This window comes from Paenibacillus amylolyticus (genome assembly GCF_001570725.1).
Taxonomy (GTDB): Bacteria; Bacillota; Bacilli; order Paenibacillales; family Paenibacillaceae; genus Paenibacillus; species Paenibacillus amylolyticus_A.
This window is the reverse complement of record NZ_BCNV01000001.1, coordinates 1,602,398-1,628,166: the sequence shown is the minus strand read 5'-3', so window position 1 is coordinate 1,628,166 and position 25,769 is coordinate 1,602,398. Positions and strand designations below refer to the sequence as shown.

Annotated in this window: 15 protein-coding genes and 1 riboswitch; of the genes, 4 read left to right on the top strand and 11 right to left on the bottom strand. The window is 46.6% G+C overall.

Annotation, left to right across the window (positions count from 1 at the left end):
• Positions 1-92: 92 nt before the first annotated feature.
• The 9 genes from PAHA3_RS07420 to PAHA3_RS07380 all read right to left on the bottom strand — a co-directional run bounded on the left by PAHA3_RS07420 (position 93) and on the right by PAHA3_RS07380 (position 19,606).
• Positions 93-7,595, bottom strand: coding sequence for a fibronectin type III domain-containing protein (locus PAHA3_RS07420; protein WP_062834146.1), 7,503 nt, complete (start codon positions 7,593-7,595; stop codon positions 93-95).
• Between the two features lie 157 nt (positions 7,596-7,752).
• Entirely contained in the window at positions 7,753-8,775 is a 1,023-nt protein-coding gene (locus tag PAHA3_RS07415; RefSeq protein WP_062834145.1) for an SDR family oxidoreductase, read from the bottom strand.
• A gap of 96 nt (positions 8,776-8,871) precedes the next feature.
• Positions 8,872-9,297: a cupredoxin domain-containing protein gene (locus tag PAHA3_RS07410; RefSeq protein ID WP_062834144.1), complete on the bottom strand. Its 426-nt coding sequence runs from the start codon at positions 9,295-9,297 to the stop codon at positions 8,872-8,874.
• 433 nt (positions 9,298-9,730) lie between these two features.
• Positions 9,731-10,684, bottom strand: coding sequence for an EamA family transporter (locus PAHA3_RS07405; protein WP_062834143.1), 954 nt, complete (start codon positions 10,682-10,684; stop codon positions 9,731-9,733).
• Between the two features lie 108 nt (positions 10,685-10,792).
• Positions 10,793-10,903: riboswitch (purine riboswitch) on the bottom strand.
• A gap of 91 nt (positions 10,904-10,994) precedes the next feature.
• Positions 10,995-13,214 carry a DEAD/DEAH box helicase gene (locus tag PAHA3_RS07400; protein ID WP_062834142.1) on the bottom strand — a complete coding sequence of 740 codons (2,220 nt, stop codon included), beginning with the start codon at positions 13,212-13,214 and terminating at the stop codon, positions 10,995-10,997.
• The gene (locus PAHA3_RS07395) at positions 13,211-14,554 is read right to left on the bottom strand and encodes an ATP-binding protein (RefSeq protein WP_062834141.1); all 1,344 of its coding nucleotides are present in this window, start codon (positions 14,552-14,554) and stop codon (positions 13,211-13,213) included. Before PAHA3_RS07395 ends, PAHA3_RS07400 begins: the two co-directional genes overlap by 4 nt.
• Before the next feature lie 6 nt (positions 14,555-14,560).
• A complete protein-coding gene (locus PAHA3_RS07390; protein ID WP_062834140.1) occupies positions 14,561-16,138 on the bottom strand; it encodes a TerB N-terminal domain-containing protein in 1,578 nt (525 codons plus the stop codon).
• A gap of 209 nt (positions 16,139-16,347) precedes the next feature.
• A complete protein-coding gene (locus PAHA3_RS07385) occupies positions 16,348-18,888 on the bottom strand; it encodes a diguanylate cyclase domain-containing protein (RefSeq protein WP_062834139.1) in 2,541 nt (846 codons plus the stop codon).
• A gap of 121 nt (positions 18,889-19,009) precedes the next feature.
• Positions 19,010-19,606, bottom strand: coding sequence for a biliverdin-producing heme oxygenase (locus PAHA3_RS07380; RefSeq protein WP_062834138.1), 597 nt, complete (start codon positions 19,604-19,606; stop codon positions 19,010-19,012).
• Positions 19,607-19,953: 347 nt separating this feature from the next.
• Here PAHA3_RS07380 and PAHA3_RS07375 point away from each other — a divergent pair, with 347 nt between their 5' ends.
• From PAHA3_RS07375 to PAHA3_RS07360, 4 genes are all read left to right on the top strand, one after another.
• The gene (locus PAHA3_RS07375; RefSeq protein ID WP_062834137.1) at positions 19,954-20,751 is read left to right on the top strand and encodes a Nif3-like dinuclear metal center hexameric protein; all 798 of its coding nucleotides are present in this window, start codon (positions 19,954-19,956) and stop codon (positions 20,749-20,751) included.
• Positions 20,752-21,278: 527 nt separating this feature from the next.
• Positions 21,279-21,704 (top strand): DMT family transporter, encoded by a 426-nt coding sequence (locus PAHA3_RS07370; RefSeq protein WP_062834136.1) that lies wholly within the window; start codon positions 21,279-21,281, stop codon positions 21,702-21,704.
• Positions 21,705-21,739: 35 nt separating this feature from the next.
• Positions 21,740-22,438 (top strand): Crp/Fnr family transcriptional regulator, encoded by a 699-nt coding sequence (locus PAHA3_RS07365; RefSeq protein ID WP_062834135.1) that lies wholly within the window; start codon positions 21,740-21,742, stop codon positions 22,436-22,438.
• Positions 22,439-22,452: 14 nt separating this feature from the next.
• Complete coding sequence (locus PAHA3_RS07360; protein WP_062834134.1) at positions 22,453-22,941, top strand: DMT family transporter; 489 nt, start codon at positions 22,453-22,455, stop codon at positions 22,939-22,941.
• 85 nt (positions 22,942-23,026) lie between these two features.
• Here PAHA3_RS07360 and PAHA3_RS07355 read toward each other — a convergent pair whose 3' ends face one another.
• Complete coding sequence (locus tag PAHA3_RS07355) at positions 23,027-23,743, bottom strand: YebC/PmpR family DNA-binding transcriptional regulator (RefSeq protein WP_062836010.1); 717 nt, start codon at positions 23,741-23,743, stop codon at positions 23,027-23,029.
• 278 nt (positions 23,744-24,021) lie between these two features.
• A complete protein-coding gene (cysI, locus tag PAHA3_RS07350; RefSeq protein WP_062834133.1) occupies positions 24,022-25,743 on the bottom strand; it encodes an assimilatory sulfite reductase (NADPH) hemoprotein subunit in 1,722 nt (573 codons plus the stop codon).
• Between the last annotated feature and the right edge of the window lie 26 nt (positions 25,744-25,769).

Sequence of the window (25,769 nt, the reverse complement as noted above, 5' to 3'; positions counted from 1 at the left end):
ATATTGGCAACCATTATAGCATTAAAAACCAATCAAGCGGTAATGTCGTTACTAGCGATGCTTGCAGTATCACATGTATGATTCAATTCAATCTAGATATGACGATCGAACGCTGACGCTTTCTCAACTTGATCTGTACGGTTCTCATCCATGACTTGAATCAGCTTATTTAAGCGGAAGATCAGCGCTGCAGCTTCGGATCTGCTTAAGTGCTGCATGGGACGGAAACTACCGTCTTCATACCCGGTAATCATGTACAAGCCTGCAAGCTCTTCTACTTCTTCTTTGGCCCAATCGGATACATCAGTCTGGTCGGTAAACGCTCTTGGTGAAGTCAGCCTTTCCGGTCTGATTTTACGGACAACATTCGCTATAATCTTGGATGCCTGTTCACGTGTCACTAGCGCATGCGGAGCGAATTTTCCATTCCCCATACCTTGTACCATCTCATGATGAACTGCTGCCTTGATCTCAGGAGCGAACCAATCCTCGTCATTTACATCCTGAAAGCCATGCTGCACGTTGGCCGTCGTGTCTACACTCATCAATCGTACGATTAGTGCGGTAAACTCTGCACGCGTGATCGGACGACGTGGCTCGAAGTGGGTTTCGCTTACACCTTGAATGATATTCTGTTCTGCCAGCCAGGTGATCTGGTCTTTATTGAATGTTTGGCTGATATCGATAAATTTAATATTTTTTTTCAAAGGTACATCTGTTTGCTCCGAGGGTTCAGGTTCTGAACTCACCTCTCGGCTTTTACCGAAAGGATCTGCCGGATTTGAAGCTGTACCACCACCGCTCCAGGCGGATGGTGGATACGGAAAAGTCATGGCTGCTGCCCGTTTGCTTTCACTTCTTTCACCCGCTGAATTCTCCGTCCATACGTCCACCTCATATTGCTGCTCAGCATTCAATCCTGTCCAGACATAACTTCGCTGCGTGCCACGGTAAATTTCACGATCTTTATGGGTGATCACAATCACCTCATTCATGGATTCCAGTTCCCAAGTTAGCTTAATCGTGTTCGTACCTTGCGCTACGGCTGCTACTGTCAGTTCCTCGGAAGGTAGTGTCTCGAATTCAGGTACTTGAAGTGCCTCACCCTCCCCTGCCTCATTGAATGGAATGATTGCAAATTCAGTATAACGCTCTGCACTGTTCAAATCAGACACATGTATGGATGTCTCCGTTGTCGTTCCCACAATCTCTTCATTCCGATAAACTCGATAACCCCCAGCACCAGGAATCAGTTCCCATACAATATCTGCACCATACATTGAACGTCCTTCTACTACAGGAGGAGAAGTAACGCTACCAGGAAGGGTCATAGCAGAAAGATAGTAACCACCGTCACTACTGCCCGAGGCATTCATGGCCTTGACCGTATAAATATAGTTCACGCCTGGTTCGAGTCGCTCATCATCATAGAACACTTCGTCTACTGGAACACGAGCAATCTCCACACCGTCACGCTCAATGACAAACTGATCGGCACCTACAACCCGACTCTGTTCCAATAGAAGACGAATGCGGTCCTTCGCTGAAAGATACTCTACTTTGACAGGGGCTGCTGGCTTGGTCAGGACAGAATGCGCCAGCTTCTCCGATGCATCTCCCTGATCATTTTCTGTGTAGATCTCTATCTCGTACTGCTTGCCTGCATCGAGTTGATCAACAATAAACTCTTTTTGTTTGCCCCGGTATACTTCAATGCCATCCAGCAATACAACGAATGTTTCGTTTACGTAAGGAAAGTCCCATTCCAGTTTGGCATGATCTGTCTCCGGATATGTCATCATTTCCAGTGATTCAACATGAGGTAAGGTGTAAAAAGCGGTCACAGTCATTGGGCTGCCTGAACCAGCCGTATTATAAGGAATAACCTGCACCTGATCATATCGGGTTGCACTCGTCAGATGAGCTAACCTCATCTCTGTGATATCCCCTTCTTCAATTGTGGTGATGATCTGATCTCCGATACGTATGGTATATCCCTCCGCGCCTTGTACCTTTGGCCAAAAGATCAATCCCTCCTTTTCCCCAATCATGCTTGCATGTAAAGGTTCAATAATAGTCGCAGGCAATGTCCGCAATTGAACTTCAAAACCGGAATCATTCACCCCCGCAGCATTGGATGTTAGGATGGTGTACGTGTAATACTCTCCTGGTGTCAGTCCATCATCTTCAAATGAAGCTTGATCTGCTGAAACCTTAGCGACTTCAACACCATCCCGCATAATGATGAATTGCTCTGCTCCCCGTGTGGAGCTGCCATTCAGGTCCAGTGTCGCGGTCTGATCTGTGATGTGTGTTATACCTGCCGTCTGAGGCGCTATGGGTTTCGTTAAAACCTGAATCTGGATAGGCTCTGACTGATGACCATCTTCATTAATCGCAACAAGTTCGAATTCATACGCTGTGCCATCTAGCATGCTATTGAGATGTAAAGACGGTTCAGACACGCTCTGCACCTCTCCCGTTACCCGATTACGAATTTCATATGCAGCTGCTCCTTTTACAACATCCCAAGCCAGATCCACCGCATGTGTTCCAGCTTTCACCGTGATACTTTCTGCAACCAATGGCAACGTTTGAGTCATTATACTGAACGTAAGCGGCGCCCCCGCTCCACTCGTATTAACTGCCCGAATCACGTAAGTGTATTTTGTTCCTGGCGATAGATCCTTGTCTACGAACAGGGTCTCACTCGAATCCAACTGAGCGATTTCTCGTCCATCCCTTTCAATGACGTAATGATCTGCCCCTTGAACACCTGTGTTGCTGAAATCCAGACCCAGGCTGTTTTTTGCCACATCATCTACCGCAATCTCAACGGGTTTCTCAGGCAAAGTCAGCAGGGATACTTCCGTCGCTTCAGAACGAGTCTCCTGTCTGTTGATCGCCCATAGTTGATAGTGATGCCACGTTCCATCCTGGAGCCCTGTAATCGTTGTTTCATTCTCCATTCCTCTATAGATCTCCTTGCCATTCTGCTCAATCACGTATTCAGCGGCACCTTCCACGACAGACCAGGAAACTTTTGCATGATGTACTCCTGAATCAACAAGTACTTCGGCAGGCGACACAGGTTTGGACAATCGGATGAGCTGAGCTGTTTCACCTGATCCAGAAGCATTCACAGCCTGAACTTCCAAATCGTACTCTGTACCTGGCAACAATCCCTCAACTGTGTAGGCCAGTTCTGATGTTCTGCCCACTTCTGTTCCATTGATTTTCACAATATAGAGATTAGCTGTATCTACAGCTTGCCATGCAAGTCCCATACTTGTCTCACCAGTCGATATGACATTCAGTCCTTCCGGCCTGCTAGGTAGCGTAAGAATTGTACTACTGGTGGATGCACCGTACCCGGCAGCATTGCCTGCCTGTACTTCATAGGTATACTCACGACTGCTTGACAAGTGGTGCACTACGAGTTGTGTATCTGATATCTCATGGCTCTGTCCATCGATGACCACCCGATATTTCGTTGCCCCAACGACAGGCTCCCAGCTCAAGATCCCTGCCTGTTCAGTTACTTGAACAACGTGAAGTCCCGACGGGCTCTCTGGTAGCGTTGTTCCTGATACCGAACTGCGCATCCCCTGTCCACTTCCGTTCACTGCTTGTACATCCAGTTGATAAGATGTTCCCGAACTAAGTCCCGCAAAGACCCATTCTTGGGTTCCGGCAGGAACCATTCTCGACTTCTCTCCATTCAACCATAACTCATAACGATCGGCTCCTCGTACTGCTTCCCAATTCAGACGAAGGCTCGCTGTGGAAGCATCTGATATCTGTAAGCCGGATACCTGTCCAGGTAACGTCTTGAGCAAAGGTAAACCTGCCAACGGCCCTGGTCCTGTCTCATTTCCGGCAATTAACGTATAGCTGTACTCCGTTCCGCTATCCAGACCCGAGTCCAGATACTCCGACTGCTCTCCTTCATATATGGCTTTTCCATCGCGTGAAAGACCATAATACGTTGCAGAAGTCACTGTCTCCCATTCTAATGAAATATCATGCTCCTGAATTTGAACGGCTATAAATTCCCCGGGTATTGCCGGCAGTGTGAGGAATCCGGTTCTACTGCTACCACCTGCTCCACTTTCATTCATTGCCGTTACCGAAATGTTATGAATGGTTCCTGGAACCAGGTTGCTGACATAGGGAAGGCTACTCGGATCAGATACCGTCTGATCAAACACGGTAGTTCCGTCCGAAGTCGCTGCGATGATGCGGTAAGCATCTGCTCCTCGTACTGAATCAAATTGAATTTCGGCCAAATGGGGCTGTGAATCTACTTTTCGAACGTGCAACGTTCCGGGAGCTGCTGGGGTAGTTAATACTTGAGCGCTTACTGCATCACTTACTCCGGTATGGTTTCTCATTCTAACTTCATATTCATAGACCTGACCACCGCTTAGGGAGTGATCGATTATACTGTGGTTAGGATAATCCAGTGTCCATGACTGTCCTGTTGTTTTATTCGTTATCTCATACTGATATCCATCGGTATACCTTTCCCCAGTTGGTAAATCCACTGTAAGTTCAGCTGAAGTCTCAGCGATCTGTGTCGTTTTCACATGACTCGGTTGCTGGGGCTTGCGTTGAATTTGGTAAGGTAAAGATGTTGTCTCATATGTATAACCAGCTCTGTCCATGGTCTTGGCATGGATGTACCAGATGCCTTCCGATTCAATGGATACTTTATGCTCGTCAGAGCGAGCTTCTAGCCAATGTTCCGGTGATTCTGCACTGTTCGTAACTTGATAGAATCGTTCCAGCTCCTGAATGCCTGAGTGTGCGTCAGCATACTGAATCGTAGTGGATATGTCCGTGTCCGTCCAGCCATGTCCGTTCGGTGCAAATGTAATTGTGGGCGCGATCTGATCCACATAGGCGATTCGACTGACTTCCTTGCTCACATTACCAACGGCATCTCTTGCTCGCGCCCGAATGGTGGTAGCGCCGTTTGTACTAACTGTACCTGTATTTCCTGTCATATACGGGGCATCATTCATGCTGTATTCATAGGATATCGCTCGTTCATCCACACTACCAGCGATCGTGAATTGCACATGTTCTTTACTCCATCCTGAAGAACTCAAACGAATTACCGGCTCGGTTGGAGCAGTCGTATCGATTCGAACCGTAGCCTGAGCGGACATGCTTATATTGCCCACACGGTCAAGTGAGCGTGCATATACAATCGTTTCTCCCTCATCGGTAATTGTCACTTCGCCCGTATAATCGATCCAGGGACCTTCTTTGTTAAGTCGATATTGGCTCTTGGCAAGCCCGCTGCCTGCATCTTCACCACTGTTTATTGCAAAAGTTACATCCTGATTCGTCCAATGCTCTTCACTTAACGTAATCCTTGGTTGCTCAGGCCCAGTCTTATCGATTCTGGCTGTTACCGAAGTGGAAGCACTGACATTGGACGCCCAATCTACACTTCGTGCATAAATCTCCGTTATTCCTTCTTCACTGAGTGTAAAAGGGGTCCTGTAGTCAATCCATTCTCCCTCGCTTCCCAGCTTATACTGTGTCAGACCAATGCCACTTGCTTCGTCCATACCCTCCGTTAATGTCACAATTACTGCCGCTTTTGTCCATTCGGGCGGATTCAACGAGATAACAGGTGGCGTTGGTGCCGTCCGATCTACCCTAGCTGTCACAGCGGTTTCCTGTCCTGTATTACCAAATGCATCAATACTGCGTGCTATAACAGTTGTGTTGCCTTCACTGTTTACGGTAAACGGAGCACTGTATTCACGCCATTCTCCTGCAGGACCCACTTTCACTTCAGTCTTTTGAGTTCCGCTCAATGCATCTTTCCCTTCCTCAACCGTGACCAGAACATCTTCCTTTGTCCATGTGGATGGAGTGACTGTAACGGAAGGAGCAGTTGGACCCGTCGTATCTTTCATCATCTCTCCAGCGGATATATACGGGGTCTGTATCCCTTCGCCATTCAGCGCCGCCACAAATACTTCATATTTTCCGTCCGCGAGTCCGGTCAGGGCAAACGCTGTACGTGTTGAAGTTGATGTTCCTGATGCAAGGACCTGCCCGCCTGGACTGCGTATTTCCGTTTTGTATTGAGTGCCCGCAGGGTTGCTATTATTATTCCAACTCGCAGTAACAGAGTTGCCTGATTGTGTCACTGCCGCAGTAGCGGGTGGATTGGCCAATGTATATTTTGTGGATGGAGTGGAGTACCCCGTGAAGGAACCACTTGAATTTTTGGCACGTACAGCAAAAGAATAACTCGTATTCGGAGTGAGCCCTGTCACCTGCCGACTGTTTGAAGCACCTGTATCCACGATCTGATTGGTTGTCATATTCTTCAGTTCATACGTAACGGATGCATCATTGGCCTTCTTATCCCAGTTCACCGTCAAGTTATTAGGGTTAACCAGTGTATACGTCGGCGTTCCAGGCACAACAAAACTCCTTACCGTGAAGTTAACGGTTCCTGCCGAGGATACCCCACCTTTGTCGTCCATGACCCATACTTGCAATGTGTGCGTGCCATCTGGCAGGGTGTCAGGCAACGTATAATTGGTGTTAAAAGACTGATTCGAACCCGTGGCGGTCATCTGGGTCAGAATGTTCTCGGACCCACCATCAATGGACCATTTTACGGTCAACAGGTCGCCTACATCCGTGTCTCGCGTTGTACCGGAGATCTGAAGTTGCTCACCTTTGTAGTAGGTCTGACCCGAAGAGGGTGCTGTTAGTGTAAATGAAGGCGGAACATTTTTGGGGCCAATCCCCACAATGGTCGAAAATTTGCGTGAAGCCTGATTCGCTGTTGCCTTGGCATTCCACCAGAACTGTGCAGCTGTATCACTCGCCGTCACGGTCTGGCCTGGCGTGAATGCCGAAGGTGAAGAACCCCCTGTAAGTTGTGCGCTATCCGGACTGCTGTACTGGCCCATGTATATGCGATCCGCATTCACAACATTGTACGTATTCGCATAAAAAGCCGTGACCTGAACACCGCCGCTATAATTGCGCCATCCATTCTCGATGACTTCAAACGGAGAAGCATCATTGCCATTCACCATCGTATCCCAATAAAATGTTCCACCCAAATTCAGTGCCGATCCGCTGCGGTTGATGGCTTCAAGTTCCACTTTCATGTAACCGCCCTGTGACGTGGCATTAACGATAGATACACGCAAAATATATTCAACATTGTCCTTTTGTCGGGACATTTCAATCACATTATTGTTAATTCGGTAATAATTCAGCGGCAATGTTTTGAAGTTCACAGGTGATCCATTGTGGTCAATAATCGTGGATACATTCCCTGTATCACCACCGTAAAATACATTTGTGTTCGGTAGTAACACAATTCTGTACTTACCATCACTGTTCATCTCTACTTTCACCTTAGAGGACTGTACAGCCTTCATGCTGGATGTATCGGATACAATCCCGATCGTTTCAACCGTTTCAGCCATTACCGTGGCTGCACCCCATTCAAGCAACAAGGCTTGAGGTGATAATAACGCAAATGCCAGTACCACTTTGGTTAACTGTTCCGCTTGTTTCTTCACACGTTTTCCTGATTTCTTCAACGTCTGCTCTCCTTTTTGGTACACCAAAAAAGGGAGGCACCCCAACAAAGGAACGATGTCCTAAGTTGGGGTGCCTCCCCTAACAAGTGTCATTTTTTTCTTGATTATAACGATTCAGCTCATGAATGTAAACAGTTGATGATGAACGCCTTTCTTCTTACTTCTCATCTCTGATCTTCAATAACGCCTCATCCAATGCGCCTATAACCTTGTCACACCATACATCAAATTCCGGATCTTCGGTCTGTAATTCAGGATGCGCCAGAATGTGCTCAATCGTACTTCGAATGCCCTGATCAGCTCTTGTCGTTGCTACAAATTCCGGAACAAGCCGTTTCAGTTTACTGTTATCGAACACAACGGTATTGGCTTTGTCCCCTAGCAAACCGCCGCGCAGATCCTGGTCACTGCATGCTGCCAAGAACTCGGAGGGTACATGTACCGCATGAAGCTTAACGCCCATCACGCTGGCAATAATCTCATGAATTTGATTCCACGTGACGGATTCATCTGAGGTGATATGTACCGATTCACCAATGGCATGGATATTTCCCATAAGCCCAATAAACCCTTTGGCAAAATCAGTATTGTGCGTAATGGTCCACAGTGATGTGCCGTCTCCATGGATGATAACAGGTTTACCTTCACGTATGCGCTTAAGAACCTGCCAGCTGCCTTGTGCACCATGAACACCGAGAGGTACGGATTGGTTCCCATACGTATGGCTTGGACGCACGATGGTCACTGGGAATCCTTGCTCACGATATTGTTTCATCAGATAGTCTTCACACGCAATCTTGTTGCGCGAATACTCCCAGTATGGATTCGATAATGGCGTCCCTTCCGTGATCCGGTAATCAGCCAGGGGAGTCTGATACGCTGATGCTGAACTTATAAAAATAAACTGCTTCGTTTTATCCTTAAATAAACGGTAATCTCTCTCCAATTGAGACGGTACAAAAGCGATAAAATCTGCCACAACATCGAATTCCAGATCAGCAATCAGTTCCGCTACACGTGCTTCGTCATTAATATCCGCTTGAAGTACGTTGACTTCTGCAGGCAAATCGTTATTACGATTACCCCGATTAATCAAATAAAGCTCACAGCCTTGCTGTGCAAGCATCTCCGTAATGGCCGTACTGATGGTGCCTGTCCCTCCAATAAATAGCGCTTTCATTTCGCCACCTCCTGATCGATTTTACCCACTTTTCCATGATATCACGCACCAAAAAAAGGAGCAAAGCTCGGTGACCCGAAACTATGCTCCTTCTGCTTATACGACCTTAATCGTTGCATATATCATATACATGCCGCAGTGAATCTCGTACTCTCCCTTGGGCAGATCCTTGTCGACCGTATAATAATTGGGTCCCTTTTTCATATATAGATCCATGCCAAGCTTTTGTGATCCGACTGATTTGACATGTGTCACCGACCGGGTCAGAATAAAATTGATTTTGGTCGGTACGCCAGCCTTCACCTCGATAACGTCTGGTCCAAAACCATCGTTGCTTACGTCCACATCAATGACTTCATATCCCTTCAAATCCTCCGGAGTCTCGGCTTGTGCTGTTACCGCACTTCCCGATCCCGGGGATACGTCTTTGCCCATAAAATAAACCAAAAATGATCCAAGCAGTACAACAACGGTCAGACCCAGCGTCAACCAAGGCCATGTTTTTCCAAACCAGCTTTTCATATAAACACTCCTCATTCGATGTCCCATCAATAATTAATCCACAGACGGATGTATTCTTTAAGCATACCTGATTCGCAGGACAATGAAAATGACCCCTCTGGGCTATTGTGTTGAGCAATATAAATTGAACTAAAGAATATTTACACTGGACACTCCGATGACAGAACAACCTTCCGATCGCTGTTATCCCCAGATTTTTTGATTTCCATTTTCAAGGGGTAAAATCCGGGAATAAAGGCGCAGTATATGCTTCCGATGCAGCTTTCTTTCAGAAAGCTTTTAGCTTCGCTTCTTCAGGTTATTTCTGTCCTCTCCGTTTCGTGTAAATGTTTAGTTCAATTTATCTAGAATATTTCATTAAAAAAAGCCTGATTTCTCAGGCTTTTTTACGGTTATTCCCGTTCAGGCTTCCCCATATTCCTTTTGGTATAACTCAGGAATATATCGGTGTGCTTCGACTTCGTCTCATACGTAATTTATACAACTCTGGCAGGGCTACACCAATGAGCACAATGATAACCCCAAACCATTGCAATCCACTGACATGCTCATGGAGCACGATAGAGGATAACAGAACTGCAATTGGAAGCTCTACAGCACCCAGGATTCCGGCCATGTCACCACCAATATGTGGAACGCCGATAGCGAACAATACAGGTGGAATGAAAGCACCGAAGAATCCGAGCAGCAATCCAAATACAAGCAACTGACTCCAGATCAATCCGTTAAAGAGGAATGTCGGTGGGAACAAAATGCACAGCAGGATCAATCCGCCTGTAACCATCCACGCACTACGGAAAGCTGGATGCGCTGAAGGAACTGCTTTGCCGCTGAACAATACAAACAGGGAATAACTTACGGCTGCCATTAGTCCAAGTGCAATACCCAGACCGTTGAACTCACCCAGTCCCTGTTCCAGGAAACCGGCTGCCAGCAAAGTTCCGCCGAACAAAATGATCAAGGTCAGGAACGTGACTTTGTCAGGACGTTGACGTTTGCTTATCGCCTGAATCAATACACTAATCCATGTGAACTGGAATAACAGGATAATGGCAAGTGATGCCGGGATATAACGTAAAGACTGATAATACACGAGCCCTGTAATTACCGTTGGTGTTCCAGCAGCCATCAATAGCAGACGTTGTTTCCACGTCAACCGCTTGAATACCTGTGCCACGGCTCCTGATGCTTTGCCGTCTGCCTGTGACTTGCGTTTGGTTCTAAACCGTGTGTAGAGCGCCAGCATCCAGGATAAGAGAAAACCCGTAATCAGCTGTGTTCCCACAACCTCTCCAAGTTTGTATCCTTCGCCGTACGCCAGAACCACAATCGTGGATAATATGCCATAGCTCATCGCTCCTGCGAGAACGGACAGATAATATTTCATTTGTGAATAAACCTCCTGATGATCAAAAAAGTACGTCCGCATGTTTGGTTCATGCCAAGGTCACAGACACCATCTAAATGCAAAAAATCCTAACTACGAGCAAGGAATAAATCGGTTCCTTGGCATCGTAGTTAGGAAGTATAGGCTTCCCGTAGAGACCCTCGCCCTGTGTACACTTTCGGCCTGCGAGGTTATACGAAATGATATATGCAATTTGATGTAATTCGTGTGTGACGACTTTTCATATATTACATGGGAGGTGAGATGGTGTCAACCCTATTCCGTATAAAAATTTTATTACGTAAAAACGTCATGTTCGTTTGCTACTCGAGGAATCCCACTCTAATGTTTGCTGTAAACCTTCCTTCAATCCATCCAGATCCAGTCCATCCACCGCAAAAGCCTCACGAATCAAAGGTGGTGCGACAAATTCATCATACTTGCCCAGATAAGGTGCTTCATCTTCAGCCAGTAACGCAGATGCGTCTTCAGCCGTTCGACACTCACTCATAATCTCGGCTAACAATGTTCGTTCATCTACCTTGCCTGACACCACAAAATAATATGGCTCCATGGGCACTACCGAACGCAAGGCAAGTTTCTTGGATAGATTATGCTTCATCAAACGCTCCAATGTACGGAACGATTTACTTCCCACCCAAGGAAGAACGTACATTGAATCTCCCCCTGCCGGAATCACGACCTGCTTCAACAGTCCACTTTCACGAGCTAAGCGGCGTGCCCGTTCAAGTCGATTGACGGCTTGTGGTGACAGGTAGGGATAGATGGTCGAGTCAGACAACACTTCACGCATTTTTTGTACCACCGACGTATGAATATCTCCTCCCGCGCCAAGCCATAACGTATCTACTTTACCTTTCGCGGACTTCACATACACAGCCTTGTGTTTGTGATCGACCTCTTCCACTTTCCACAGTTTGCCTGCGAGCGAGAAGCAATAGCCAGGAGGGGGTACGGTTGTAATCGATCCAATCTCTTCGGAGCCGTTCAGCACCTTATGTTCCTCATCGTCCTTAAACACTGCGTAGAAGCGATAATTATTCACGATTTTCTCACCAGTCAGACCAATGATCAACGTTCGCTCCTCTGTCCATTGCAGATGATCCGTCTCAATGAGGTAATTCAGGAATACCTGATATTGATCAGGTCTAATCAACGAAAATGGAGCCAGCGAAAGGATAGCTTCTGCAAGATCTCTCGGCTCCGCCTCCCCCATGCTTTTCAACATGCTCATCGTCTGATGGTAGAGCACACCTATGGGCATTTTGCGGGCTTCAAGCGGCTCGACCCATTTTGTTTTTACATAGAGTTCAATAACAGCAATCGCACGCATCAACGTCCACGGCATGCGTGCCGGCAATTGTGCTTCCTCATCCTCTTCCTCCGGACATACAAAAAGCATCTCCGATGCCATGTCCTCTCGTCTCCCCGAACGTCCCAGACGCTGTACAAAGCTAGACGCACTATACGGTGCACCCAACTGAACCACACGTTCCAGCTCGCCCAGGTCAATTCCCAGTTCAAGCGTGACGGTTGCGGCAGCAACTGCTGGCCCCGATCCAGTACGCAGGGCAGCTTCCGTTTCCTCCCTCAGCATGGCCGAGATGCTTCCATGATGCACATGGAATACATCACGCTCTTGCCTGCGAGCCGCGACCCGCCGCATCTCAAGAGTGGTGACTTCTGCATCGGTACGGCTGTTGGTGAAGATCAACGCTTTTTTTCGATGCGTGCTCTCATAGATGAAGTCGTAGTACGCTTTGCGTGCGTTATGAAGCTGCTCCGCCTGCTCTTCATCCTGTGCATCAGGAAAAGAGAAATGTTCCACTCGCAATCGCAGCTTGCGACCACCCGGGGAAGAGACCACATCGACACCCTGCTGCGTTCCAGCAGCAAGCCAGGATGTAGCCGCATCATAGTCACTAAGTGTAGCGGATAAGCCCACTCTTCGCGGTGTACAGCCAGCCATACGCTCGATTCTGGCAAGCTCGCTGAGTACTTGAATCCCCCGATCCGCTCCCATAAAGGCATGTACCTCATCGATGATGATATAACGCAGATCGTGAAACAGCGCCGGAATCGCATTCGGTCGATTCATGAGCAGACCTTCCAGCGATTCTGGCGTAATCTGAAGCACACCGGACGGATTCTTCATCAGTTTTGTTTTCTCGGCCTGAGGTACGTCCCCGTGCCAATGCCAAACCGGAATATTTCCTTCAGATAACAGATCCTTAAGACGCTCAAATTGGTCATTAATCAGAGCTTTCAGAGGTCCAATATACAAAATCCCAACTGATTTAGAAGGCCGTTCATATAGCTCGGTTAATGCAGGAAAAAAAGCCGCCTCCGTTTTACCAGAGGCCGTACCTGCCGCAATCAGCATATGATGTGGAGTATGAAAACAGATATTGCAGGCCTCAATCTGTGCAGGCCGAAGCGATTCCCATCTTTTTTTATAAATAAATTCCTGAACAAACGGCGCCAGCCGATAGAACGGATTATCACTCATAATTCAAACTCCGCCAGAAAATCGTCCAGATCATCCGCATTTGCGGAAGCATCTGCCCCTTTACCCGTTTCCTGAGGTTTAGCAGCCCGCTCACCAAGTAATTGAGTATACGTCACTTCGGGATTCTGGTGGAGCGTGTGCAGTACATCCATAAAGTCGCGCACCACTTCACGCGTGGTCAGCAATTCATCAGCACCCAGTCGGTTCACAGCCGTTTGCATAAAATCAACCAATTGTTCATCCGTCAGACTTGCACTGTATCCAAAATGTAAGGAATGAATCTGCCGTAGCTTCTGGAGCAGAATCAGAATCTCTTCATGCGATAACATCGCCAGTTTCAAGATTGGGCCTGTATAATTCGCGTACGCTTTGGTTGCATAACGACCATCAATAAGCCTAGAGCGAAGCGCTTCATAGCTGTATAGTCCGCGTCGTTCATCCTCCACAAATTGCGGCGTACCGCCCACAAATATGCCCAGGTGCTCCGCCTTGCCCTGCATCGTATCATTGAACATGGTCAGCAATTTCTCATAGTTGCTTTGACGGGAAACGCTATTTGTAATTTTATACAGATTCACCGCTTCATCAATAAACAGCAACAATCCTTTGTAACCAATGCGCGCTGTGAATTCAGACCACAACTTGAAGTAGTCGTACCAGTTGTCATCGTCAATTATGACCCCAACAGCCAGTTCTTTTTTCGCTTCCGTTTTGGTTGCAAATTCTCCTCGAAGCCAGCGAAGTGCCGCCTGTTTGCGATCATCATCAGCCAGCTTGTACCCATTCCAGTAGGACGCCAGTACTTTGGCAAAATCAAAGCCGTGAACCAGATTCTGCATCTCCCCCGTCACCGCATAAATCTGTTTTTCTACCTCAAGCGGCAGAGCGGGATCATCGGGGCGCAGGTTCTGACTCTGCATCGTGGATTGTTGCAGTCCGGCGATCCATTTTTGCAAAATCGGCTCCAACGCTCCCCCATCCGGACGTGTACGTGTAGACAGACGAGTCATCAGTTCGCGATATGTCGCAAGTCCCTGCCCCTTGGTTCCCACCAATCGTCGCTCTGGTGAAAGATCAGCATCTGCCACAACGAAATCACGATCCATCGCATAGTTGCGAATCATCTGCAAAAGAAAGCTTTTACCGCTACCGTAACGGCCGGTAATGAGTTTAAACGCTGCCCCTCCCTCGGCAATATTGTCCATATCCCGTAAGATGGCTTCCACTTCCGGTTTCCGGCCGACAGCAATCTGCTCCAATCCAATTCGCGGGACAACACCCGCCGTCAACGAATTAACAAGTGCGGTGGTTAGCCGCTTCGGTATTTTAAGTTCTGTCACTGCGTATCACCTCTTCACATGTTCGAACACTTCTATATAATAAGGAACAATCCGGTCACCATCGATCAGAAGATCACCGATCGTTTCCATAGCCACATCATTAAGTTCATCAAGCAGAAGCGTAGGCATCGTTCCATATTGCTCAGCCAGACGCATCAGCTCCGTATCAGGATTATCACCAAGCAGAACATGAATCGTTTGTACCTGCTGAGGGGATAGTTCCTTGGCAAAAAGCAGCCATTCTTCATCCAGATCAGCCTCAGCAGACTCGTCCCACAGCAACGCAATTGATTCTGCTGACGCTCCTGTTGCAATCTCTACTGCGCATGGCTCCGACTCTATGGAACCTTCAGTTGGAGTGATCTCATTCCTTGCTTCTAGCGCATCTACTAAATTACTTGCAACTTTTGCGTTGTTATCCTCTTCATCCTTCACTTCAGATGAGTGATCATCCTCAATTGTAAGCGCCAATCGCACGTACTCACTTTCCTGCTGTAATGATGCCAATTTCTCTGTATCAATCCGAATCATCGGTTGCTCCACAGCCTCAGCCTGCTCGGTCGCATATGCTTTGTCCAAGTAACGTTCAATCAAATTCGCAAGTTCGGGTTCAAGCGTCTGTCCTCGCAATCGGCCTCTGAATCCGAGCAGTTCACGAAGTTTATTTTCAGTACATCGGTAGATCCGCGTAACCATCTGCACAAAATCAGCCTGCTCACCTATGGGTATATATCTGAACGATACCGATCTTCCATAGATCGAATCATCATAGACTGCTTTGCGAAACAGGATGCGCTCCACCGTGCGTTCATCGTTGGGTTGAAACTCAGACAGTAGTCCAACTTGTCGCGTACGTTCCAGGTACGAATCAACCAAGGCCATGACGCGTGGGATGTACTGCTCCATCACCTCTTTGCCGCCATCTCTGTAGAACTTGCTAAGTGTAATATCGTAATCATAATACCTTTGCAGCACATTCAGCGAGATATCCGATACCTTTTCCTGTAAAATACGTTGCAACTCCATATCCAGCATCTCTGCTGGCAAATATCCGCCCGAAAGACCCATGACCTCGGATAAAGACATCTCCATCTGATGGACCAGCACATAATCGACCATCCACTCTTGCATATATATATTTAATTGGGGCAGCCGTTCACGGTAGTTCACCCATAGCTGCTTTAATTGATCATAACCATCTTCAGGATTCTGCCAGCCAATGCCGTTAATTAACTCGTAGATATGAACAAATAGATAGGACAGATCGGTATCCGGGTAACTCCCCTGACGAACTTCCTTCCTCCAATACAAATACCACTTGCGCTGGGCTTCGTTCATCACGCCATACGTTGGCCAGTAACTCATGAAGGGAACCCACGGGGATACATTCACCACCATCTCTGCCCACTGCTTTGCTTCCTCTACAAAACGTTTCTCCGAGGACAATATGCCTCCACGATGTTGCATCGTATCATGTGCAGACTGCACAATGGTTGAACGATCAGGAACCGGAACAGCTGCTGTTTCAAGTTCTTCGCTCAGATCTATTTCCATAAATTCCAATTGTCTTGAATTGTCTTTCATAGAACGTTATCTCACCCTCCTCCAAGACAGAATACGAACAAGTGTATCCATAGGGATCATTATAACACTTGTCCTGTGTCTGCGGTGACGAAATTAAGACATTCTTGGGCACAAAAAAGAGGGCATTTCTGCCCTCTTTTCATCATGTATTTTTAACTTCTTCACAAATTGATGATATCTTGGTCAAAATGATCGTTGCACAGGCGTAATTACACGACAATTGCCCGATTCTTCCCTTCACTTTTCGCTTGAACCAGCGCTCGACTGGCTTTTTCAATCAGATCGGATGCATTGGAATGCTCATCTGGTACCAGTACTGCACCACCGACACTAACAGTGACGACTCCACTCGGACCGGATGATTCCCTTTGAATCTGTAGAGCCAGAACGTGCTGTCTAATCTCTTCTGCCAGTTTAACTGCATAATCAGACGTTGTGCTCTTCAATTTTAGCATGAATGTACCTCCGCGAAGACGAGAGATCAAGGCATTATGCTGTTCGCTAACGACCGTAAGCACCTCACCGATCCATTGTAGACAAAGGTCGCCTCCCTGAAGGCCATAAGCTGCATTATATGATCGGAAATCATCAATATCTATAATGAGCAGTCCCAGACTACATTTTTCCTGTAAACAGTCATCCCAGTCATCCTGAAGCTGTGACCTGAACACCGCTTGAATCGGCATATCTGTTAACGGATCTGTGTTCAGATAATTTTGAAGCTGGCTCGTCGTTTCCGAGTAGCTGTCCTGTTCATGGTGGGACGCTCCACTGTGCAGTAGTACCATTACAGATGGCTTGCCCGCATGCGTAACAGAAGCAAGTGTAATTTCAAGCAACAATGAAGTACCTGCAGCTGTAGTAAAATACGACTGGCTGGTAATCAAACTTGTGTTATTGTGTTGTAATTCTTCAAAATTCTGTTGCAACGTGACTCTCGTTTTGTCAGGTACAAATTCTCTGAAGTCCTTGCCTGTCAGGTTTTTGGAACTCTCGAACCCGAGCAACTCAGCAGCCTTCGTGTTACAGTAGATGATCTGACCGTCAGTCAAAGTAAAGAATGCCACAGGCGAGTAATCCATCAACTGCAAATAACGCTGTTCATTTTGTCGCAAAATACGAGCATTCTGAAGCGCCTGTTCTTCGGCCTGAACCAACTGATTCTCTGTCTGGCGCCGTACAATGGTTTTGAGTAAAGGTAATACACTCAGCTCTTTCGTTGTCCATGGATAGGAAGTCGATTTTACAACCTCACGCCATTTCTCAAATGATTTACGAGGGGACAGCCGCATGCCGTCATCCGTTTTAAGCACCGCCTTGGCTGGATCACCCGCCCATTCGACAACCTGAACGACCTCCGGTCGGAACCAGATCATATAGTTATGCTGTCCAGGCGAAATGGCAACATAAATAACCCCGGAAGCCTTATCCTGATAAGCTTTGGACGTCTCATACTCTAAACTCAGTTTCGACGTATGATAGCTGTAATCCTCAGCCTTTCCTGCAAGCCAACCTGCCAGTTCACGAATCTGTCCACTGTTCGGAGTTTCTCCATACAACAACAGCTTGTCCTGGTAACAGATCGCTGCTCCGGCAGCATCCATCAGGTTCAATACCGTCTCTTCTTCTCCCTGTAATTCCTCAAGGACTCGGGCAGGACTTGTGTTTCCAATGAAAATGTTGGCAATCCGTGAAGCAGCTTCACGAGACTGTATCTCCGATTGATAATCATCCAACTGCTGACGCTGGAATAATTCATTCGAGAAGAACGCCCCCAGGAAATTGCACAGATTCCGTACGCGATGGGGGACATATCTGGCCGAATAATGATGACAGGTAATGAGTCCCCACAGTTGATTGTTATGAATAAGCGAGATCGTAACCGTCGCACCCACACCCATATTATGCAAATATTCGATGTGAAGAGGAGACACGCTACGCAGGACCGACAGACTCAAATTCAGCGGTTTGCCTGTGAGCGGTTGGAGCGTAGGCACAATCTCCACGGGTTTATAATTGACATTCACAATGGTCCGCAACCAATTGCGAAGGTACAATTCCCGAGCCTGTTTTGGAATATCCGAGGCCGGATAGTGATGTCCCAGGAATGGTTCTAGTTCCTGCTCACGCGCTTCAGCAATAACTTTCCCGTTCCATTGCTCGTCAAACTCATAAATCATCACTCGGTCATAACCGAGCATTTCCTTCACCTGTTCAGCCGCAATCTGACTTGCTTCCACGCGACTGTCTGTACTTTTGATCCGACCGAAGAATCGGGATATCCATTCAAAGTCAGTGGTCTCCATGTTTTCTTTTTCATAGAAAGGCTCGATCTCCAGAATAAGCAGCCCTTCGCTTTCATGAAGAACAGAAGAGAATATCCGGTCTTCACCGGATACGTTAATGGTCAGATCCATGTAATGCAAATCAGAGGTTACAGCTGCATTGAAGCTACTACCCAACAGTTTGCGTACAGCTTCCTCTCCGATCAGATTTTCCAAAGGCATGCCCAGAACATCCTCATAGGCAATACCCAGATGATCCTCCGTATTTTGGCTACACTGAACGATGGTTGGCGTATGACTGGTATTGATGGCCAAAAGCACACCATGAGGTTGAATAAAGCCGGGGATATGAATCGGTTCTTTATCACAGTTATTCAGATCAATTGGATCATTCGTGTATGTTCCCTGTTGAAGCAATGTGCGGTTCAATAAATTTTGTTCTTTCTTGGACTTCGGTTCGGCCATAGCCTGGAAAATCCCCTCTCATGATGTTATATAAGTTGGAGTGATTATTTCAACTTATATAGATACCTTATAAATGTGAAAAAATCTGCCCTACAGGCGTTTGGGTTGATGAAAAGGGATGTTACTTGTCCGTATTAATCCACTGGTCCAGTAGTCGGAATGTCTCTGATGCACTGTGCACCATGTTATCATGATCTTCTGGAGTACTGATGGACTGCTGCAGCAAACCCATAAACTCACTCCATCTTGTTCTAGTCTCTGTACCATAGGCGTTGAAATATTCCAATCCACGATCAGCTTCAATCGGCAGGAACTGCGACAAACGCTTGGTCATAATCTGTCCACCGTTCGTGGAGCCCTCAATTACATACAGATATCCAAACAAACGCGCAGGTGTTGAAATATCCGGCAATTCTTCACAGAGCGGAAGTTGGCTGATTTCCTCTTCACTTGCACCCAGATTTCGTAAATCTTTTTCCAACAGTCCAGCCTTGCCTCTAATCTCGATATCCAATCCCGTACTTCCCCAGAAAGGCTGTTGAACAGCCTGATCTTCCAGCGGTTTCAGGAATCCATAAAATTTTTCTAAATATGTTCTATATTCTTCTATAGTCACAGTTTGATTCATAATGGCTTTCGCATAAGGGTTCTGTTCTACTTGTCTGTGATAATGAGCTGTCTCGCTCTTCAGACGTTCCATAATATTTGTTGATGTCATCGTAGTTATCCCCTTTCACAATCTGTTCTGTATATGCAAATTCATGCTTATCCTCATTTGAATCTCATCGTGCCTTAAAATAGAACGACTTGCGCCGCAATCAGCTCCATTAATGCAGACAAAGACTCTATGTAAGTATACTTATTCTTGTTAGAGAAAACTATATGAATCCAACATCGGTACACATCTAATACATTCCTCCGTTGTTATCATAACTGACTGTAAACTGTATGTTTTAGTATTAACCGCAAACAGTAAAAATGACCCCTATATTCTGGAAGACAGTAGATTTCAGATGTCAAAATGGTACACTACCTTTATATCCTGTCATTGGAGGAATGCATCCTATGGACCTTACTGTTCAAGACATTGTACTTCATCTCACAGCTAACATTGAATTGCCGGAAAAAACGGTGGATCAGCTCATTACGGGATCACTTGATCGAAAGGTTACAGGTATTATCATTGCTTTTATGCCCACACATTATGTTATTGAACAAGCCATACAGCACGGTGCTAACTTGATCATTGCGCATGAATCTCCGTTTTATAACCATCACAGTCATACGGATTGGCTTGCAAATGATTCGGTTTATGTGGACAAAAGAAAGTTGATCGACGAAGCAGGCATTTGCATCTATCGATGTCATGATATCATCCATAGGTTTCAACCGGATGGTATTACCGAAGGACTGATTCAGGCCTTGGGGTGGTCCTCTTATGTGGAGCAACGACTACCTGAAGCAGACATTCTTTCTTTTCCGGAAGGAAGCACCGTTGAAGCTATTGCTCACCATGTGAAAAGTTGTCTTGGGATCGAGTATGTACGCGTTGCAGGCAATGCGGAATTAGTCTGTAGACGCGCAGCGGTCTTGGTAGGTTTTCGTGGCAATGGCCCTGTAACGATTCCCTTGATTCAGAACGAGCAATTGGATCTCATCATCGCTGGAGAAGGATTCGAATGGGAGACACCAGAATATATCCGTGATGCCGTACAACAAGGCAAGTCCAAAGCACTGATCATGATGGGACATGCCGAGAGCGAGGCTTCAGGGATGAAACTTTTGGCAGATAGTTTGGCAGAACGTTTTCCTGAATTCTCTGTTCGTTTTGTAGGTGAGAAGCCTTTGTATACTGTGATCTAATACTAGATTCAATTTGTACGGAGAGTATCTAACTGATTGTTGGTTTCTAATCTCATTGCCCAGCGTACCTCGGAGCTTTACATACTTTCTACGCTCCGGGGTCGAGTCGGCAGACACTCTTTTCATTTCTTGGATAGTTTCTTGGCTAGCTAACGAACCTGACACACTCTATTTAGCGAATATTTGCCGATTTTCAGAAGTGACGAACCGTAGCCAACCTATTCCTCCATTTCCCCTCTTTTATAGCCAATTTCTACTCAATATAGCCCATTTAACGTCACTGAGGTTCGTTAGATTTCTCAATTCAGTCTAGACTTTAGAATAAGGTGTTACAGGTTCATTAGAGATTATGAAATATGAGTACTAAGCACATATGCCGCGCATCTCTTCATGCCCCATCTGGATTTTCGGGGTTCTTTATTGTACTCTAAATGCTGTGACTTCAGAGCTTAGGACATTTGTCCTTGGCGTTTGGGATGAGTTTATCATTAAATAGAAGTCGAAGTGATTGAATAAGGAGCGTACATATGAGAGGAATTATTTTTGCATTACTGGGTGGTGCGTGTATCACGCTGCAAGGGGTTGCCAATACTCGGATTAGCACGGATATGGGCACATGGCAGGCCGCTACGATTACACAACTAACAGGCTTCATATTAGCGGCGCTGATCCTGTTGTTCGTTCGTGACACCAACCTTCAAGGACTTAAACAAGTGAAACCCATGTACCTGGCTGGAGGTGCTTTTGGCGCCGTCATTATTTTCAGCGAAGTAACGGCCATTCAGCAAATTGGGGTTACTTTCACGATCTCGGCCTTGCTCATTGCGCAGCTGTTCCTGACTTTTCTGGTGGATAGTAACGGATGGTTTGGCGTGGTGAAACAAAAGATGAAACTGCCGCAATTTCTGGGCATTGCCTTGATGATCACGGGCGTTATCATTATGAAACTGTAGCTTTTTTGAGAATATCGTCGGGGGTGAACAACAGCGTGGAAGAAATTCATGACGAGCAACAATTAACTCAATATCTGGAGCAATATCAACTCGAAACGGTATTTCACGAGCCCCTGCGTCCACATATGAGGTTATGCTACTTCGAAAAGTGTGAACTGATCTGTCGTGAAGGGGAAGCTTCCGAATATTTGTACGTACTGGTCGAGGGTAAAATCAAGATTTTCACCACCTCTGCTCAGGATAAAACGCTGGTGCTTTGTTTCAAAACACCGCTTGAAGTCGTTGGCGACATAGAGTACGTCCGCGAAAGCGATATTGTCAACACGGTTCAGGCCGTATCGCCTGTGGTGATGCTTCGCATTCATTATCAATGGCTCGCTGAGCTTGCCAGCGATTATGCACCGTTGCTTAAATTTTTACTGAAAATCATCTCACACAAATTCTACATTGACTCAAACTTTTCCAATTTCAACCTGATGTATCCCGTTGAGGTTCGTCTAGCCAGCTACCTGCTTTCCATTTCGACAGAAGAAGCCGGCAACGTCGTTCATGAAGAGCTGGACGCGTTCAATCTGACTGACATTGCAAATCTGATCGGCACCAGTTACCGACATCTGAACCGGGTCATTCAGAAGCTCTGTACGGACGGGTTAATTGAAAGACATCAAGGATTGATTATGATCAAGGATCGGGCGGGTCTAAGGGAAATAGCAGGTCACAACATTTATGAATAAGGAGTTCGACAACCATGTTAATCACAGGTATTTCGCTTGCACTACTGGCAGGTGCACTTGTCAGTCTGCAAACGATTTTTAATAGCAAAGTCAATGAACGCACCGGTTCATGGTCCACAACAACAATGGTGCTTTTCACCGGATTCATTGCTTCATTCCTCATCTCTCTGCTAGTGGAGGGCAAAAATACATTCAGCTTTCAGCATATGCAACCCTGGTACTGGCTCAGTGGAGCCATCGGCGTTGGTGTAGTATTCTGTCTCGTGCAAGGGATGAAACTACTTGGCCCAACGTATGCTATCTCAATCGTGCTAACATCCCAACTCAGCTTTGCTCTATTGTTTGATTCCATGGGGTGGCTCGGTCTGGAGCAAATTCCTTTTTCGTGGAATCAACTGCTCGGTGTACTTGTCATTGTAGGCGGAATTGTGTTGTTCAAGTTCGGTGGGGGGAAATCGGAAAAATCAGAGCAGTCCCCTGGAACACTTCAGTCTGACTCATAAACAATCAAAAAAAGAGTGTCCGTCCAATCCTGGAGATTGGTCAGACACTCTTTTTGGCAATCAAACCATGTATCGCTTTGTTCTCTTACACGAACTCTACGTTATGGTAGACCTGCTGAACATCTTCAAGGTCCTCAAGCGCATCGATTAGTTTCTCGAACTGAGCTTGTGCATCCTCTGGAAGTTCAATATGGTTTTGCGCAAGCATCGTCAGCTCAGCTACTGTGAACTCATTAATTCCCGCAGCTTTGAATGCTTCTTGTACAGCGTGGAATTGATCCGGTTCTGCATATACAATCACAGCATCGTCTTCGTCCACGATATCACGTACATCCACATCTGCTTCAAGTAAAAGTTCCAGTACTTCCTCGGAGTTTTTGCCTTCTATACCGATAACCGCTGTAGGATCAAACATGTAAGCAACAGAACCGCTGACACCCATGTTGCCGGCATTTTTGTTAAACGCAGAGCGCACTTCCGGCGCTGTACGATTTACGTTGTTCGTAAGTGCATCAACGATGACCATCGCACCATTCGGTCCGAAGCCTTCATAACGCAGCTCTTCATAGTTCTCATCCCCGCTGCCTTTTGCTTTTTCCATCGCACGATCAATGATGGCTTTGGGTACATTATACGTTTTGGCACGTTCCAGCACGACTTTCAGTGCACGGTTCGCTTCCGGGTCCGGTTCGCCCTTCTTGGCAGCTACATAGATCTCAACGCCGAATTTAGCGTAGACCCGGCTCGTGTTTGCATCTTTTGAAGCTTTTTTTTCCTTGATATTATTCCACTTACGACCCATATCGTTTCCGCTCACTTTCAACATGTAATCTGCTTTCTACTATGCCATTATATCTTGTTGAGCGTACTTCAACAAGTTAATACACACGAAAAAATGGGAATAACGCCGGTGATTATCCATCTCCGTTTGAAGTTTAGCCATAGTTTATCCTCATATAAATCTCTCTACAGCAACTCCCGTTATCTCTATTCCGCTGATATATAGTAAGCAAAAAGCACTCCGTAAGGAATGCTTCCGCCCTAAATCAGTCTTAACTTCAGTTTATCTTACCCGGTCATTTAAGCATGAAATTGTCGACCATCCAGCACTTCTGGAACATATCCCGCACGAATGACAAAATCTCCGAAATGTTCACCTTCATTGCGCTCTTTGGCATATTGATTCACCATTGGAGTCAACGTGTCCAGAATCTCTGTTTCGCCAATGTTTTCTTTGTACAGCTTATTCAAACGATGTCCGGTGAAGCTGCCACCGAGATACATGTTGTATTTACCCGGCGCTTTACCGATAAATGAAATCTCCGCCAGCATCGGTCTTGCGCATCCATTCGGGCAACCCGTCATCCGAATGACAATCTCTTCGTCTCTCAGCCCAGCTTCGTCCAGTACAGGCTCCAGTTTGTCGATCAAAGATGGCAAGTAACGTTCGGACTCAGCCATTGCCAGACCACAGGTCGGAAGTGCAACACAAGCCATCGAACTTCTGCGCAGCGCAGAGTAATGCGCACCATCGGTCAGGTTGTACTGCTGAATGAGTGCTTCAATCTTTTTCTTCTTCTGGCTGCTAATATTACCGATAATCAGATTCTGGTTCGCTGTCAGACGGAAATCACCCGTATGCACTTTGGCAATTTCACGCAGACCCGTCATGAGCGGATAGCCGTCAACATCCTTTACACGACCATTCTGAATGAACAGCGTGTAGTGCCATCTGCCATTATTGCCTTTTACCCAACCATATCGATCTCCGTTGGTCTCAAAATGATACGGACGTGCCACATCCAGTTTCCAACCCAAACGGGTAGTCAACTCTTCGATAAACCACTCCACACCACGGTCATCCAGCGTATATTTGAAACGAGCATGTTTACGAACCGCACGATCACCATGATCGCGCTGAATCATGACTGTTTTCTCCGCAACATCAATCATTTGCTCCGGTGTACAGAACCCAATAACTTTGGAAACCTGAGGATAGGTTTTGGCGTCACCATGAGACATCCCCATGCCACCGCCAACGGAAACGTTGAAGCCTTGCAGCTTGCCGTTCTCCACAATAGCAATAAAGCCAAGATCCTGTGAAAAGACGTCCACATCATTGGATGGCGGTACAGCAATGCCGATTTTGAACTTACGTGGCAAATATACTTTGCCATAAATAGGTTCAACTTCTTCATCCGAATCCTGGGAATCAATCACTTTCTCGCCGTCCAGCCACAGCTCATGATAAGCCCGCGTGCGAGGATCCAGATGATTGCTCACCTGACATGCCCACTCATACACTTCGGCATGCACATCGGATTGATTCGGATTCGGGTTACACATCACGTTACGGTTGACGTCACCACATGCAGCCAGTGTGCTTAGCAACGAATCGTTTACTTCGCGAATGGTGTTTTTGAGATCCCACTTCAGTACGCCATGCAGTTGAAAAGATTGTCGTGTGGTCAGACGAATCGTCTCGTTTGCATATTTATGTGCAACACTGTCCATCATCAACCATTGCTCTGGCGTTACAATGCCCCCGGAAGCTCGCACACGCAACATGAATTGGTATGCAGGCTCCAGCTTGGATTTGTGACGCTCATTACGCAGGTCACGGTCATCCTGCATATAGCTGCCGTGGTGTTTCATCAGACGGTTGTCGTCCTCTGGAATCGCACCTGTGATGCGATCAGCCAACGTTTCAGTCAGACTTCCGCGCAAGTAATCACTTTTGATCTTTATATCTTCCACATCACTATTCGTGCGCTGTGGGTTAAGTAAGTTATTATAAACCATGCTGCTTTCTCCTCTCGTCTCTGCGG